Source organism: Thalassotalea litorea (assembly GCF_005843925.1).
Lineage (GTDB): Bacteria > Pseudomonadota > Gammaproteobacteria > Enterobacterales > Alteromonadaceae > Thalassotalea_A > Thalassotalea_A litorea_A.
In genome coordinates this window covers 47,346-61,802 of record NZ_VCBC01000009.1, presented here as the reverse complement: position 1 = coordinate 61,802, position 14,457 = coordinate 47,346, and the positions used below count along the sequence as shown (strand labels likewise).

Here is a 14,457-nt window from a genome sequence, read left to right as displayed (position 1 = left end):
TGGATGGGCGATACGATGGGTGTCTAATTTAAGCGGTCTAAATTAATTAAGCTTGCTGCGTTAAAAGGAAAAGAGCGAGAACGACTAAGGATCGGATCTAACGAAAATTCCAGTTATAGGCCCTTAAAAACGAAAAAACCAGCCATAAGGCTGGTTTCTCAAATATGGTGCCCAGAGGCGGAATCGAACCACCGACACGGGGATTTTCAATCCCCTGCTCTACCGACTGAGCTATCTGGGCAAATATGTTTAAAGGGCAAATCCCTGCTCAACAATCACTGCGTGTTGCTGAATGAGGCGGTATAATAAAGGGTGTTAATCCGCTTAGCAACCCCTTTTTTACGAAAAAAGGTCAAGCGAACAATAATTACACAGCGTTTCTGTTCAATGAGGTGAATATTGGCTAAAGCTCAAAGTCGTCGAAATCATCCACACCTAAATCCTTATCCAAAATATCTCGAGATGGGGCATCTAGTAATGAAGCTTGTATTGGCTCGGGCGCGGCGCTCTCTTGTTCTAATTTTTGGGGTTGGTTGCGACGCCTTTCTCTTTGCAGGCAAAGCTTAATCACCCGCTGCTTCTCTGAATTAGTAAGGTTTAACCAACCAAAACGTTCATCTCTCGTCCTGAAGCAACCCTGACAGTAACCACGATTATCCGATTCACAAACCCCACGGCAAGGGCTTGGAATTTCAAAAAACTCTAGTTGTAAGTCTTTCATGGTTAATTGGCGGTTTAATCTGTGAGCATCCATTAAATATAACATGGAAAACTACACTGAGACGAGCGTATGATTTTTAATCAACGATAAAAATTAAGTCGATAAAAAAAACGCATGAAACAAACAAAAAGCCCGCGACAATGCGCGGGCTTTTTAATGGCAGTTAAAAATAACTACGCTAATTTATCCGTCGCAACATGGTAGTTAGGATCTTCGATATAATTGACTTCAACCAGATCTTCCGCCTTGGTTAAAAGCACACGGCATTCAGCACTTAAATGGCGTAGATGCAACTTCTTGCCTTTCGCCAGATAACGTTCAGCCAATGTATCGATGGCTTCGATTGCCGAGTGATCTGCAACGCGGGAGTTTTTAAATTCCACGATGACATCATCAGAATCATTGTTGATATCAAATTGGTCTAAAAATGAACTAATTGCACCGAAGAATAACGGGCCATTAACTTCATAGACAGTCCAACCATTCTCGTCGGTAGAACGATTGACAATAACATGTTTCGCATGTTCCCACGCAAAAACCAACGCAGAAACGATAACACCGACAACTACGGCAACCGCCAAATCAGAGATAACTGTAACACCAGATACCAGTACCAACACAAACGCATCGGTTTTTGGAATTTTGCGGATAATACGGAATGAGGACCATTCAAACGTACCGATAACCACGATAAACATAACACCGACTAACGCCGCCAACGGAATGATTTCAATCAAGCCTGAAGCAAAAAGAATAAAACCAAGCAATGCAAGTGCAGCAGTTATACCTGACGTTCGGCCTCGCCCACCGGAATTAACATTGATCATTGACTGACCAATCATCGCACAACCGCCCATACCACCAAAGAAACCGTTTACAGTGTTTGCTGCACCTTGTGCAACACATTCACGGTTGCCTTGACCACGGGTACCAGTCAACTCGTCGATTAAAGTTAGTGTCAACAAAGATTCAATCAGGCCGATTGCTGCAAGCACCAATGCGAACGGAAAAATAATTTTAAATGTTTCCAGGTTGAATGGCACCATTGGGATCGCGAAACTCGGTAATGAACCGGCAATGGTTGCATTCGGGTCATTGGTCATATCACGCACGTAATCGACCACGGTGCGGGCATCTAAATCCAACCCCAAAACAATTAACGTCACGACGACAATTGCAACCAAAGAAGAAGGGATCGCCCGGGTTAGCTTAGGAAGAAAATGAATAATGGCCATGGTCAATGCGACCAAACCTAACATGGTGTACATGGCGTTGCCTGTCATCCATTCCAATTCACCGGCTTCATTAAACACCTTAAATTGTCCTAACTGTGCTAGGAAAATCACAATCGCCAAGCCGTTCACAAATCCGAGCATCACCGGATGCGGTACTAGCCGGATGAATTTTCCGAGCTTGAAAATACCGGCGAGAATTTGCAAGACACCACAGAGAACGACGGTTGCAAATAGATATTGCACACCATGTAAGGCGACTAAAGACACCATCACTACTGCCATTGCGCCGGTTGCACCGGATATCATTCCCGGGCGTCCACCAAATGCAGCAGTGATCAATCCAACCATAAATGCGGCGTATAAACCTACCAAAGGCTCAACACCGGCGACGAATGCAAAGGCAACCGCTTCAGGAACCAATGCTAGAGCTACCGTTAGACCAGACAGAACGTCGTTCTTCAGGCTAGTCACTTTACTTGCGTGTAATTCAAACATAATCAACTCATCTTGCCCGATACAAATAAACAAGGCAAAAACAACTAAGTCTCGGTAATATTGCCAAGACTGTAAACGATAATAAATATAGTACGTAATACTGAACCAACCTGCGTCGGGGAACGGTAATTCCCATCGAATCAGCACCGAAGAGTAATGAATCTTCACGGTTCTTTAATTATTTGTGATGCAATATCACGGATGTTGGAGGCTCACCTTTTGATGCAAATTTAAGGCAAAACAAGGTTGGAAGCCGCGGCGAAATATACAGTGTATACAGTATTTTTGCAATCTCAGAATGGAATTAATTGCCGATAAATCAAGCAACTTGGCGCTTATGTTGTTTTTTGGATCTAGTGGTTCGCAAGGTTAATTTATTTCTAACAAACGTAAATAAATAGTACGTTCCTGCGCAGCAGGACATCAAATACATTAACGCAAGTAGAACATTCCACCAATGATTAAACCCGATATCTCCTGCGTAATCATTAAAATGGATCCTTAAAAACAAAGATTTCATACGTGTGTAGCGATTATAAGGGCCGTAGAGTTTGCCACTATATTTATCGACATAAAATGAGGTGCCGATATCATCATTTATATTTACCTGCCAAATATCTTCATTAAAGCCTGGGAGGTCTTCTCCGCCATCAGCCACCAGATGGGCGGTTATTTGTTCACGACTAAATGAATGTATTGTCAATAGCAACTTCATTGCCAATTGCTCGTCGATAACCAGTGCCTTTAATGTTTTTGTATTGAAAAGCCGAGACTTTTCTTCAGAGCTCACTAACAACAAACCCTGAAAATCTATGAAGTGCCCATCAGGCAACAGTTCAACTTCAACGATATTCCCCTGGCCTCGTAGGATTTTTTTCAGGGATAAAAGGTCAATCATAGCTTCAGAAGTCAGCGGTAACGTCGCAGTGTCTGTACCCGCATTCAACGGGTAGTCGGATCGGATATGCACTTCGATAAAATTGAAAAAAGCGCCACTGAGTAACCATAAAGTTAAAGGAATAATCGACAATATTGCTAGGTTTCTGTGCCAGGTGCGTGCGTTTCGCTTTATCCTCGATTTTCGGTTACTGACACAGCGGCGATTGTTTTTACCAAAAAAGATTTTCTTCTGCTCGTCACTCTGGGTGTTTTGATAACTCCCCTTCACATGGGTGTCTTGATAACTACTCATCACATGGGTGTCTTGATAACTACCCTTCGTATGGGTGTCTTGATAAATGCATGCCTGCCGCTTGTGTTTATGAGACTGGCGACGAAAATGGATAACCATTAAAGAAATACCGGTCAATAGCGATATAAGCGTCGATATTATGAATACGCTAAGTAATGGGTTATCAACATCGGCGCCGTCGTCATAGTCCATGATATGTAATTGCCACATGAAGTCGAACAAGCGCCAATACTGGTGACGGACACGGAGGAGTTCCCCGGTGTTGGCATGAATATAAAAACGGGTGTTAAAACCATCATCAAACTGAACTTGCCAGGCCGGTAACAAGCTAGTGGGTAACTCATCTGGAGCAACGTCCGTATAAAGTTTGATAGATGCAATGGCCGGAGCATCACCATTGGCGCGATATAAAGCTGAGGCGATATTGCTGGCAAGATTTTCGCTAATATTTTCAATGAATTCACCAGTACTCGCATCTATCAAACGAGTATGTTTGTCATCATTAACAAAATAGACTGGCGTGTTGGCTAACATTGCAAGGCGGATAGATATCGGTTCTTCAATTGCTGCCAATGCCCGATGAGGTGATACGTTAACTTTATCCGCGGTGAGAATCTGAACTGGGGCTTTAAATGGGCTGCCTCGGATAAACTCGATATCCATAACCACCATGTAGAGCCCGGAAACTCCCCACAGTATTAGTTGTAAAAAGGTCAGAGATAACAATACCTTGTGAACCTTGCGCAATCGCTTCTCGGTAACCAACTTTAGCTCCTTGTCTAGTCACTACCTGACACTATTGCAAATGAGGTTTCAGCACACTCACTAACGCCTGGATATGATCATCGCGATCATTTAATGCGGCGATATATCGAAACTTCTCACCACCCGCATTCATAAATACCCCGCGACTTTCCACCTCTAACTCTTCCAACGTTTCCAGACAATCGACACTGAACGCCGGACTTATCACCGCCACATCCTTAATACCCTGCTCTGGCAATTGCGCCAAAACATCATCGGTATAGGGTTTAAGCCATTCCGCCTTACCAAATCGAGATTGAAAGGTTATTTGGTATTGGTCTTTTTCAAGCCCGAGTTTTTCTGCCACTAAACGCGCGGTTTTATGACAAAAGCAATAGTATGGATCTCCCCGGTCTAAAAATAAACGCGGCATGCCATGAAAGGACATTATCAGTTTTTGTGGCGCTCCATGTTCAGCGTGGCTTTCCCTAATGCTATTGGCTAAGGCTGTAATATATTCAGGGTTATCATGGTAAGAACTTAGAAAATGTAGAGAGGGGATATAGCGCCACTGCAGAATTTCATCGACAATTTTGTCAAAGGTCGAGCCCGTAGTCGGCCCTGCATATTGTGGGTATAAAGGTAGAACCACGATACGCTTAACACCAAGTTGCTGGAATTTTTTCAGCGCAGGGACAATGCCTGGATTGCCGTATCGCATCGCAACGTCTACCGATATCTTACCTGCGAATTGCTCTGCCAACTGCGCCGTCACTTTATCTTTCTGGGCAAGAGAGTGCACTAGCAAGGGTGAGCCCTGTGTGGTCCAAATGCTCTCGTATAACTTGGCCGATTTTGCCGGCCGAACCCGCAATATGATGCCATGCAAAATGAGCATCCACAGTAAACGTGGAATTTCCACCACCCGGGGATCCGAGAGAAACTCGCGTAGATATGCTCTCAACGCGCCTGCTGTTGGCTTATCCGGAGTGCCCAGATTTGTAAGAAGCACACCTGTTTCAACCTGAACATCGTGCAATTTTTTACCCGCTGAAACAAAACGTGACATAACTTGCTCTTCTTCTTTGTGTCTAATGTTTACTTACAGCTGTTGTTTAATCGCCGTAACTAATTCGTCAGATTGAGGCTCAATTTTTGATGAGAATCGTTGCACGCTTTGTCCATCGTTACTCACCAGGTATTTATAAAAGTTCCAGTATGGCGCTGCCGTTTTCTCTTCAAGCTCTTTGAAAATCGGATGTGCATCGTCACCACGAACCACGGTTGTTGCAAACATCGGAAATGTCACTCCGTAATTTACGAAACACACTTCTGCCGTGTCTTTCTCTTCATCTTCTTCCTGAAAGAAATTATCCGACGGGAAACCCAAAATCACTAACCCATCATCTTTGTATTCTTGATACAGAGCCTCCAACGCTTTAAATTGTGGTGTATAGCCACAGTTGCTCGCGGTATTGACAATTAACAAGGTTTTTCCCTGATAAGCCTGACATAAATCGACTTGTTCACTCGAGTGCAGCTTTCGCACCGTATGCTTTAGAATCGCCGGACATTGTTGTTCTGTATTTGCCACAGTTTTCGGGCTCGTCGCTTCATTCGCTAACGCATTCGTGCTAAAGGACAACGCCATCGCCGCCGAAAACGCTAAAAATATACCTTGGTTTAACATAATCTCTCTCTTTATTGGATCCGATTTGCTCTGATGAAATTTAGTTCAGGCAAACCCACAGTACTTATGAGTAAGTTATTTTACGATGCTGTCGATGATCAGGTTCATTTGTTGCTGACCTTTAACTTCGATATTTTCAATTTCACCTTTGTAATCGCCAGCATTCATCCCAGGCGTGCCCTGCATCGAAAGCACCGCGTAGATAGTTACCTGCTCAGCACCGCTTAGCTGCATTTGCGGATTCATCGCTTTGCTATCATCCAAGACCACAGTCATCGGCAAGTCACTCGCTTTGATTTTCACTGCGGCAAGCGGAATTCTCGGCCCCTGACTGTTCACGGCATAAACAAAAATATTTTTATCTTCCTGTTCAGCCATCGCGTTGATAACGTCCTCACTAAATGAGACACCCAAGGTAAAAGAAGGACCGCCATTCACCACGTCCTGACGTGCAACCTCCTCAGCTGCGTCTGCTTTTTTGTTGCCATCCCCAGCACTTGCCAACGCTTCATCTATGGCTTCTTGCAAGGCTTGAGTATTTACACCTGCCCGACCGGAGTCGATAATTTTTTGCCAGTGTTGCGCCGCCTGTTTAAATCGACCATTTACATAGTGATCCATACCGATAAACATTAAAGTCGAAGCATCTTCCGGATCCAGCGCTTTGGCTTTCGCAATTAACGCATCAATTTCGTCGTTTCGCTGCTGGCCATTTTGGTAGTATTTCACCTGAGCTTGCAACGCTAAGATATCTGCTTGCTCCCCTTCAACATCAATGACCTTTTGGTACGCCACTGCGGCACTTTCGTACTGACCTACCGAGGTAAGGATTTGTCCGAGTTGAAACCAGGCATCGGTATTTTCTGGGTTAGCTTTCACCTCTTCATGCAAGGATTTTAAACGGTTAATGATCACTTCGGCTTGAGACCCTGCGCCGTGTTCAGTCACAGCTACTGGGTTCATCGCCAACTGCCATGAACCAAACTGATAATAGCCCAGACCTGAAAACCCGAAGACAAAGACACTAATGATCACAGGCCATAACACTGACGTTTTCTTATCACGACTGCGCTGCTCTTTTTCCGTCGCCTGCATATCCGCCAATAAACTACGATCCAGTTCTGACTTTAGAAAATCAAAACTTTCCTGATCGATGCGTCCTTTATCCAAATCTAAGGCGATTTCTGCCAAATGCTCATGGTACAAATCTTTATTGGTCTGGCCGCGATAATCCTGTGGCCTTGCTTTCAATGAAGTGCGTAAAAAATGACGCCAAACAATCGCCAACGCGACCAGCAATAGAATGGAAATGATGATTACAAATAAGGTCATAAAACTTGCAGGTTCCCTGTAAAATGCATTGCGATGTTAGTCTTTTAATATTTCGTTAAGCTGTTGTTTTTGTTCATCACTTAAAGGTTGTGATTGTTCTTTAGACTGGCGAACAAACAGCGCTATCACAATGCCACCAATCACAATAAATCCGATTGGCCCAAACCAAAGAAGATAAGTGGCGGCAGAAACTTTAGGTCGATACAAAACATAATCGCCGTATCTTTCCACCATAAAATTAACGATTTCCATATCCGAACGCCCGTCAATAAGCATGTCGTATACCTGTTTACGCAAGTCCACTGCGATCATCGAATTGGAATCTGCGAGATTTTGATTCTGACATTTAGGGCATCGTAACTCATAGACCAATTGTTGAAATCGCTTTTTGGTTACTGGATCTGGAAATTCGTAGGTATCAACAGGTGCGGCATTGATACTAAACGCCATAAACAAAGCAATAAAGAAGCTGCTGATTGGCGTCAATAGACGTTGGATTATTTGCATGTTCATCTGGCTAGCCTTGAGTATTAGCTTGAGAATCTTGGTATTCTTGTTGCAATTGCTTTAATAAAGGTTCGAATTGCTGCTGCCACACGACTTCATCAAGAATTCCAGCGAAACGTTTACGAATTTGGTTATTATGATCCACGATAAAGGTTTCCGGAGCACCATAAACGCCAAGATCCATCCCCAGTTTTCCTTCGCCATCAAACATGGTGAACTGATAAGGGTTTTTATATTGCTGCAACCACTTCAGCGCTTCGCCCCGCTCATCTTTGTAATTCACACCATACAAGGCAAAACGCTTATCATTGGCAATTTTTAACAGAAATGGGTGTTCATACTTACAACCCGGGCACCAGGTTGCCCAAACATTCACCAACTTAATACCCGGCTGAAAATCCGCGGTGGTTAACACTTTCGATTGCTGCTGCAATTCAGTTAGCGAAAATTGCGGAAACTTCTTTCCTTCTAATGCCGATGGCATCGCATTGGGATCCAGCGATAAACCGCGAAACAGCAATATTCCGAGCAGAACAAACAGGATAAGTGGTAAAAATCGAATCACCTTATTCATAAGCATCATCCCTTAACGTTAATCGTGTGCTTCATTTAATGCAGTGTCTTTGACTCTGGCATTTGCCAGAGTGTCACCCGGTTCTGTGTGGCTATCTTCCCTAGCCCCTGGCTCTAACAGCAGCGCTTTATTGTTGGCAACGCTGCTATTGATAGCAACGCCTTGCTTACGCTGACGATAACGTTTATCTGCCATTGCAAATAATCCACCGATCCCCATAAAAATGGCACCTAACCATATCCAACGAACAAAGGGTTTATAGTGAACCCGTACCGCCCAGGCATTGCCCGGCAGAGGATCTCCTAAGGCCACGTATAAATCACGGAACAAGCCCGGATCAATACCAGCTTCGGTCATTCCCATCGTCTGGACACGATAAGTTCGACGCTCTGGTTGCAACAAGGCAACAAAATCGCCATCCTGACGGATTTCAATTTGCCCTTGCTCAGCCGAATAATTTGGCCCTTCTACCGCTTTAACCCCGTTAAAAATAAATTCATAACCGGCAATGTCTGCGCTTGTGCCTTCACTCATACGCACATTGTGTTCTTGCTCATAATTTGAAACGAGCGTAACCCCGACAATAGCGACACCAACGCCGATATGAGCAACAGCCATCCCCAGATGGCTCAAGCTAATACGTTTAAATTGCCAGTTGCCACTTCCCAAATAAATCTGATTATATAAATCGCGTCCGGCAACCAAGGCAACCCAGATCGCCAATGTCATACCAAAAGCCACCATGACGTTAAATTGTCCGCCGTATAAAAACGGAAAAGCAATACCTAACGTTAAGGCAATCACCGATAATTTGCTAACCTGCCGTTGCAAGTCACCTTTTTTGGCTTTTTTCCAGCGGATCAGTGGACCTAAGCCCATGGCGATAAACAAAGGCGTGGTAATGATAATGAAGACCAAATTAAAATACGGTGGGCCTACCGAAATTTTTCCGAGACCCAAGGCATCAAAAAGCAGTGGATACAAGGTACCCATCAAAACCGTTAAGCAGGAGATCACCAACAGGACATTACAAACCAGTAGCGCCGTTTCCCGTGAAAATAAACTAAACCGAGAAAAACTACCGACTTTCGATGCTCTGAACGCATATAGCGTCAATGAACCTATGACCGCGATCGCCAGCAACAACAGGATAAATAACCCCCGTGTAGGATCGGCGGCAAACGAGTGCACCGAGGTAATAACCCCAGAGCGCACCAAGAATGTCCCTAATAAACTCAAGCTAAACGTGAAAATGGCCAACAGCACTGTCCAGTTTCGAAACGCACCGCGTTTTTCAGTAACTGCAAGTGAGTGTAATAACGCCGTTCCTACTAACCAGGGCATAAACGATGCGTTTTCTACAGGATCCCAAAACCACCAGCCACCCCAGCCAAGCTCGTAATAAGCCCACCAGCTCCCAAGTGCAATACCGATGGTCAAAAAGATCCAGGCAGCTAAGGTCCATGGACGTGACCAACGGGCCCAGGCGGCGTCCATTTTGCCGCACATAAGCGCTGCAACCGCAAACGCAAAGGCAACAGAAAAACCAACGTATCCCATATATAACATCGGCGGGTGAATGATCAATCCTACATCCTGCAGCAATGGATTAAGATCGCGGCCTTCCAGCGGAGGCGTTGGTAATATTCGTTCAAAGGGGTTGGATGTAAATAAGGTAAATGCCAGGAAGCCAACGGTTATCATGCCCATGATCGCCAGAACTCGAGAGACAAACGCCTGGTCGACGTGGCGACTAAAGGTTGCGACAGCCATAGTCCAGGCGGTCAGAACAAAGACCCAAAGTAATAACGATCCTTCATGCCCGCCCCAAACCGCACTAATTTTAAAATAATAAGGCAGTTGCGAATTGGAATGGGAGGCAATATAGGCCACCGAAAAATCATCGACCACGAAACTGTAGCCAAGGAGCACGATGCTAATGCCGACAAAAACAAACAAGCCTGCGCTTAATGGTTTTGCCAGGGTTATCAGTCGTTGATTTTGTAGGCTAACACCGATCAAAGGGATGACGCTAAGGGAAATGGCTAAAGCAAGCGCCACAAAAAGAGAGAAGTGTCCTAACTCAGGGATCATTGATTACTCCAGAATTCAGCAAGTTAACCTTGCAAAACGATGTTAGTCTGTGCGAGCTCAAATGTTTAAATTTGTGAACTCTACGCAATATTGCAAGTATTATACTCAGTGTTACAGTGAAAACTAGGGTATGTTGATTTTCCCACTCAATTTTGCCGTCAATCGTACAAAATCCTTGTCACTCGCATCACGGATTAAACAAAAAGCTATGTGTTGCAACCTAGAGATGACCTGTTCAATCAGCAAAGGCTTACAGCAATTATTTGCCAAGCGCCCCGCGGTTACACGTACTTTTCAACAATCTTTTTGCGCCGTCTTTGAACACTTCACCACCAGCGCATCTTTTTCTTCTTATTTTTCTGCCAAACTTGTAGAATGACAAAAAACGCCCAATTACCTGTTTAAACACTAGAAACTATTGAACACTTCATCATCACTAGTCTTAACCGCTGACAATCTTAGCTGTATTCGCGAAGAGCGCATTCTCTTCGATGAACTGGATCTTCAGTTTAAAAATGGAGACATCTGGCAAATTGCAGGAGCGAATGGAACCGGTAAGACCAGCCTTTTAAGGATCCTGGCCGGATTACACGAGCCAGAAAATGGCAATATCAAATATAAAGGCACGTTAATTGGCCAGTGTAATGAAGAATACCATCAAGATCTTTTATATCTTGGCCATTCGCCGGGAGTTAAAGCTGAGCTAACGGTGTTGGAAAATTTGCAGTTCAATTTGCAATTGTGCGGGCAAAACACCGACCAATGTGTACAGCTATTAGAACAGGTCGATTTGTACGGTTTTTCTGACACGCTCGCAGCCCATCTTAGTGCTGGGCAGCACCGCAGAATTGCACTGGCAAGATTATGGCTAACCGATGCCAGGATTTGGATTCTCGATGAACCTTTTACCGCGATTGATAAACAGGGCGTAAAGCGTCTGGAGCAAAGGGTACTCGAGCATGCAGATCAAGGCGGTATCGTGATCCTGACCACACATCAGGACTTGTCTTTGCCTACATCTCGTTATCAGACCTTGACCCTAGAGAGAGTGTTTGCACTATGAACCCATCACTTTCTTACCGAAAAGCTTTTCAGGCGATATTGTCGCGCGACTTAACAATCGCCCTAAGACACCGAGATGATATTGTTAATCCATTATTATTTTTCATTATTGTAATCACCCTATTCGCGATTGGAGTGGGCGCAATGCCCAACGTGTTAATGACGATTGCCCCTGGAGTGATTTGGGTTGCAGCGCTGTTATCGACATTGTTATCCCTAGAACGATTGTTTAAGAATGACTACCAAGATGGGTCTCTTGAGCAACTTCTGCTTAGCCCATGTCCGGTATTCATTTTGGTATTAGCTAAAATATTTGCCCATTGGCTAGTGACAAGCGTGCCATTAATCTTGCTAGCTCCATTATTAGCGATGATGATGAATCTTCATCCAGATGGCTATTGGGCACTATTCCTGACCTTACTGCTAGGCACGCCTATACTCAGCCTACTCGGAGCCATAGGGGTTGCATTAACCGTGGCACTGAAAAAAGGCGGTGTATTGTTAAGCTTGTTGATCTTACCCCTGTATATTCCAGTATTGATATTGGCAACAGCAGCAGTTGATGCCGCAACGATGAACTCGCCTTATCAAGGCCACCTTGCTATAATTGCAGCCCTATTTTTTGCCTCGTTAATTACAGCGCCATTCGCTGTCGGCGCCGCTTTAAAAGTGAGTACAAACTAACATGTGGAAATGGTTACACCCTTATGCCAACCCAGAAGTGGCATATCATTTTACCGGGAAATTGATCCCCTGGTTTAACATAATTGCTGCGCTGCTTTTAGTCGTAGGAATGTTTATGGGGTTAGCCTATTCTCCTGCCGATTATCAGCAAGGCGAAACGGTTCGTATTTTCTACATTCATGTTCCTGCTGCCATTCTTTCCATGGGGCTTTATTTTTCCATGGCGATAGCCGGCTTTTGTGCGTTGGTCTGGCAATTAAAGTTAGCCCATGCAGCGATTGCAGCCATTGCTCCGATTGGCGCTGCTTTTACCGCGATTGCGCTAATTACTGGTGCTGCCTGGGGCAAACCTATGTGGGGTACCTGGTGGATATGGGATGCTCGCTTAACCAGCGAATTGATTTTGCTATTTTTGTACTTAGGTGTCATTGCCCTTGGCAACGCCTTTGATGATAAGAACCAAGGCGCCAAAGCGGTCAGTGTTCTTGCTCTGGTTGGCGTGGTAAACCTACCGATTATCCATTATTCCGTAGAATGGTGGAATACCTTGCATCAGGGAGCGACAGTAACAAAATTTGCCGCTCCTTCAATGGCGATGAGCATGTATATACCGTTTGTCATTTGCTTCTTCGGTTTTGCATTTCTCGCTGGAAGCTTAATTTGCAAGCGTTTTCAAGGACAAGTCCTGGCACGCAATAGCCTGCGCCCCTGGGTCAAGAAAATGGCTCTGGCAGAGGAGCATTAACCATGACATTTGAATCATTTTCTGAGTTTCTGACCATGGGCAAACATGGATTTTACATCTGGCTGTCTTATGGTTGCACTTTGGTAATACTATTGGCCTTGGGCATCAACAGTATGCGACAACCTAAAGTTCAATTAGAAAAAATCCGCCAACGACTTAAACGTGAACAACAACTGAAAGCCTATCAACAGAAAAAGGCTGAAGGTCAAAATCAACAGCAGACATCAACAGATTCCGGGGAAGTAGTATGAACCCAAGACGCAAAAAACGATTAACCATTATTAGCCTGATTCTTTTTGGTGTTGCCACCGTTGCTGGCTTATCTCTGTATGGTCTGAGTAACTTTGTCGACGTTTTTTATACGCCATCAGAAGTTCATAACGGTAAAGAAGACGGCACCTTAAAGCCTGAAGTTGGTCAAAATATTCGAGTGGGTGGCCTGGTTGTTGTAGGGAGCGTTAAGCGGGACCCAGAAACTCTGAAGGTTTCTTTTGACCTGATTGATTCTGGCCCAATGATCACTGTGCAATATGAAGGGATTTTGCCGGACTTATTCCGAGAAGGTCAAGGCATTGTTGCCCAGGGTGAACTCATCACGCCGACAACAGTCATGGCTTCTGAAGTCCTGGCCAAGCATGATGAAGAGTATATGCCAAAAGAAATCGCAGATGCGGTTGGCAAACATCACAAGCCTGCAAACTACAATTAGCCTTATTCGTACATGCCAGTGCTTTGCAAGCACTGGTTCTTTCTTGATACACACCACCATCTCACTGTAATTACCACATTCAAGCCACCGTCGTTCAATATCTGATGAATTCCAGATCAGACGTATTTATGGGTGTCTTGATAACCCTATTTATCATGGGTGTCTTGATAACTCCAATTGCCATGGGTGTCTTGATAACTTCATTTACCATGGGCGTCTTGAAAACTCCAATTGCTATGGGTGCCTTGATAACTCCAATTGCCATGGGTGTCTTGATAACTTCACACCCGAAGGGAGTTTACAAGAGGCTCATTTACGGTCCTAACTCTGAGCTGTGCACAAACTTAATGTGATTGGTATTATTGATTTTAACGATGGAGCTGCAATCCAAGTCCTGTAAACGCTCCGCCTTCTATGTAGATTTGTCTATGCAATTCACGCCTTGCAAATGCTCAACTTATATTCGTGCAATATAAAGCGATCAATCCCCCTTTCTTGATGTTGTGATTTAAAGCTTCGAATCGTAAATTGATAATTACGCCGATTAACACGTTTTCTATTAAAATTTTTTTCAGGATGTCAAAATCACTGATATATAAGACGAGCCCCATAATACCGGGCTGTCATCAGCATTTTTATTGGTAACCATACCAGCATAAATTGGCCTGACCAC

14 protein-coding genes and 1 tRNA gene are annotated in these 14,457 nt (G+C 44.3%); 5 read left to right on the top strand and 10 right to left on the bottom strand.

Annotated elements, in window-relative coordinates:
• Positions 1-165: 165 nt before the first annotated feature.
• From FE810_RS10145 to FE810_RS10100, 10 genes are all read right to left on the bottom strand, one after another.
• A tRNA-Phe gene (locus FE810_RS10145) sits at positions 166-241 on the bottom strand.
• A 162-nt stretch (positions 242-403) separates the two neighbouring features.
• Positions 404-766 carry a DUF1289 domain-containing protein gene (locus tag FE810_RS10140; RefSeq protein ID WP_370738931.1) on the bottom strand — a complete coding sequence of 121 codons (363 nt, stop codon included), beginning with the start codon at positions 764-766 and terminating at the stop codon, positions 404-406.
• A gap of 128 nt (positions 767-894) precedes the next feature.
• Positions 895-2,451 (bottom strand): SulP family inorganic anion transporter, encoded by a 1,557-nt coding sequence (locus FE810_RS10135; RefSeq protein ID WP_138319947.1) that lies wholly within the window; start codon positions 2,449-2,451, stop codon positions 895-897.
• 319 nt (positions 2,452-2,770) lie between these two features.
• The gene (locus FE810_RS10130; protein ID WP_138319946.1) at positions 2,771-4,408 is read right to left on the bottom strand and encodes a PepSY-associated transmembrane domain-containing protein; all 1,638 of its coding nucleotides are present in this window, start codon (positions 4,406-4,408) and stop codon (positions 2,771-2,773) included.
• A 31-nt stretch (positions 4,409-4,439) separates the two neighbouring features.
• On the bottom strand, positions 4,440-5,456 hold the full coding sequence (gene hemH / locus FE810_RS10125; RefSeq protein ID WP_138319945.1) for a ferrochelatase: 1,017 nt from the start codon (positions 5,454-5,456) through the stop codon (positions 4,440-4,442).
• Positions 5,457-5,489: 33 nt separating this feature from the next.
• Positions 5,490-6,077 (bottom strand): glutathione peroxidase, encoded by a 588-nt coding sequence (locus FE810_RS10120; RefSeq protein ID WP_246037020.1) that lies wholly within the window; start codon positions 6,075-6,077, stop codon positions 5,490-5,492.
• 75 nt (positions 6,078-6,152) lie between these two features.
• Positions 6,153-7,409 carry a c-type cytochrome biogenesis protein CcmI gene (gene ccmI / locus FE810_RS10115; RefSeq protein ID WP_138319944.1) on the bottom strand — a complete coding sequence of 419 codons (1,257 nt, stop codon included), beginning with the start codon at positions 7,407-7,409 and terminating at the stop codon, positions 6,153-6,155.
• A 36-nt stretch (positions 7,410-7,445) separates the two neighbouring features.
• Positions 7,446-7,922, bottom strand: coding sequence for a cytochrome c-type biogenesis protein (locus FE810_RS10110; protein ID WP_246037019.1), 477 nt, complete (start codon positions 7,920-7,922; stop codon positions 7,446-7,448).
• A 4-nt stretch (positions 7,923-7,926) separates the two neighbouring features.
• Entirely contained in the window at positions 7,927-8,490 is a 564-nt protein-coding gene (locus tag FE810_RS10105) for a DsbE family thiol:disulfide interchange protein (RefSeq protein ID WP_138319943.1), read from the bottom strand.
• A gap of 18 nt (positions 8,491-8,508) precedes the next feature.
• The gene (locus tag FE810_RS10100) at positions 8,509-10,584 is read right to left on the bottom strand and encodes a heme lyase CcmF/NrfE family subunit (RefSeq protein WP_138319942.1); all 2,076 of its coding nucleotides are present in this window, start codon (positions 10,582-10,584) and stop codon (positions 8,509-8,511) included.
• Between the two features lie 418 nt (positions 10,585-11,002).
• Here FE810_RS10100 and ccmA point away from each other — a divergent pair, with 418 nt between their 5' ends.
• Genes ccmA through ccmE form a run of 5 tightly spaced genes read left to right on the top strand, consistent with a single transcriptional unit; the run spans position 11,003 to position 13,784 of the window.
• Positions 11,003-11,647, top strand: coding sequence for a cytochrome c biogenesis heme-transporting ATPase CcmA (gene ccmA, locus FE810_RS10095; RefSeq protein ID WP_138319941.1), 645 nt, complete (start codon positions 11,003-11,005; stop codon positions 11,645-11,647).
• Entirely contained in the window at positions 11,644-12,330 is a 687-nt protein-coding gene (gene ccmB / locus FE810_RS10090; protein WP_138319940.1) for a heme exporter protein CcmB, read from the top strand. The genes ccmA and ccmB overlap by 4 nt, the downstream gene beginning before the upstream one ends.
• Position 12,331: 1 nt before the next feature.
• Positions 12,332-13,075 carry a heme ABC transporter permease gene (locus tag FE810_RS10085; protein ID WP_138319939.1) on the top strand — a complete coding sequence of 248 codons (744 nt, stop codon included), beginning with the start codon at positions 12,332-12,334 and terminating at the stop codon, positions 13,073-13,075.
• A 2-nt stretch (positions 13,076-13,077) separates the two neighbouring features.
• Complete coding sequence (gene ccmD / locus FE810_RS10080; RefSeq protein WP_138319938.1) at positions 13,078-13,326, top strand: heme exporter protein CcmD; 249 nt, start codon at positions 13,078-13,080, stop codon at positions 13,324-13,326.
• Positions 13,323-13,784, top strand: a complete 462-nt coding sequence (ccmE, locus tag FE810_RS10075; RefSeq protein ID WP_138319937.1) for a cytochrome c maturation protein CcmE — start codon at positions 13,323-13,325, stop codon at positions 13,782-13,784. The genes ccmD and ccmE overlap by 4 nt, the downstream gene beginning before the upstream one ends.
• The last annotated feature ends 673 nt before the right edge of the window (positions 13,785-14,457 follow it).

Coding starts and splice junctions, on each gene's coding strand:
- FE810_RS10140 (WP_370738931.1), bottom strand. CDS start 766: ATGTTATATTTAATGGATGCTCACAGATTAAACCGCCAATTAACCATG.
- FE810_RS10135 (WP_138319947.1), bottom strand. CDS start 2,451: ATGTTTGAATTACACGCAAGTAAAGTGACTAGCCTGAAGAACGACGTT.
- hemH (WP_138319945.1), bottom strand. CDS start 5,456: ATGTCACGTTTTGTTTCAGCGGGTAAAAAATTGCACGATGTTCAGGTT.
- FE810_RS10120 (WP_246037020.1), bottom strand. CDS start 6,077: ATGTTAAACCAAGGTATATTTTTAGCGTTTTCGGCGGCGATGGCGTTG.
- ccmI (WP_138319944.1), bottom strand. CDS start 7,409: ATGACCTTATTTGTAATCATCATTTCCATTCTATTGCTGGTCGCGTTG.
- FE810_RS10110 (WP_246037019.1), bottom strand. CDS start 7,922: ATGAACATGCAAATAATCCAACGTCTATTGACGCCAATCAGCAGCTTC.
- FE810_RS10105 (WP_138319943.1), bottom strand. CDS start 8,490: ATGAATAAGGTGATTCGATTTTTACCACTTATCCTGTTTGTTCTGCTC.
- FE810_RS10100 (WP_138319942.1), bottom strand. CDS start 10,584: ATGATCCCTGAGTTAGGACACTTCTCTCTTTTTGTGGCGCTTGCTTTA.
- ccmB (WP_138319940.1), top strand. CDS start 11,644: ATGAACCCATCACTTTCTTACCGAAAAGCTTTTCAGGCGATATTGTCG.
- FE810_RS10085 (WP_138319939.1), top strand. CDS start 12,332: ATGTGGAAATGGTTACACCCTTATGCCAACCCAGAAGTGGCATATCAT.
- ccmD (WP_138319938.1), top strand. CDS start 13,078: ATGACATTTGAATCATTTTCTGAGTTTCTGACCATGGGCAAACATGGA.
- ccmE (WP_138319937.1), top strand. CDS start 13,323: ATGAACCCAAGACGCAAAAAACGATTAACCATTATTAGCCTGATTCTT.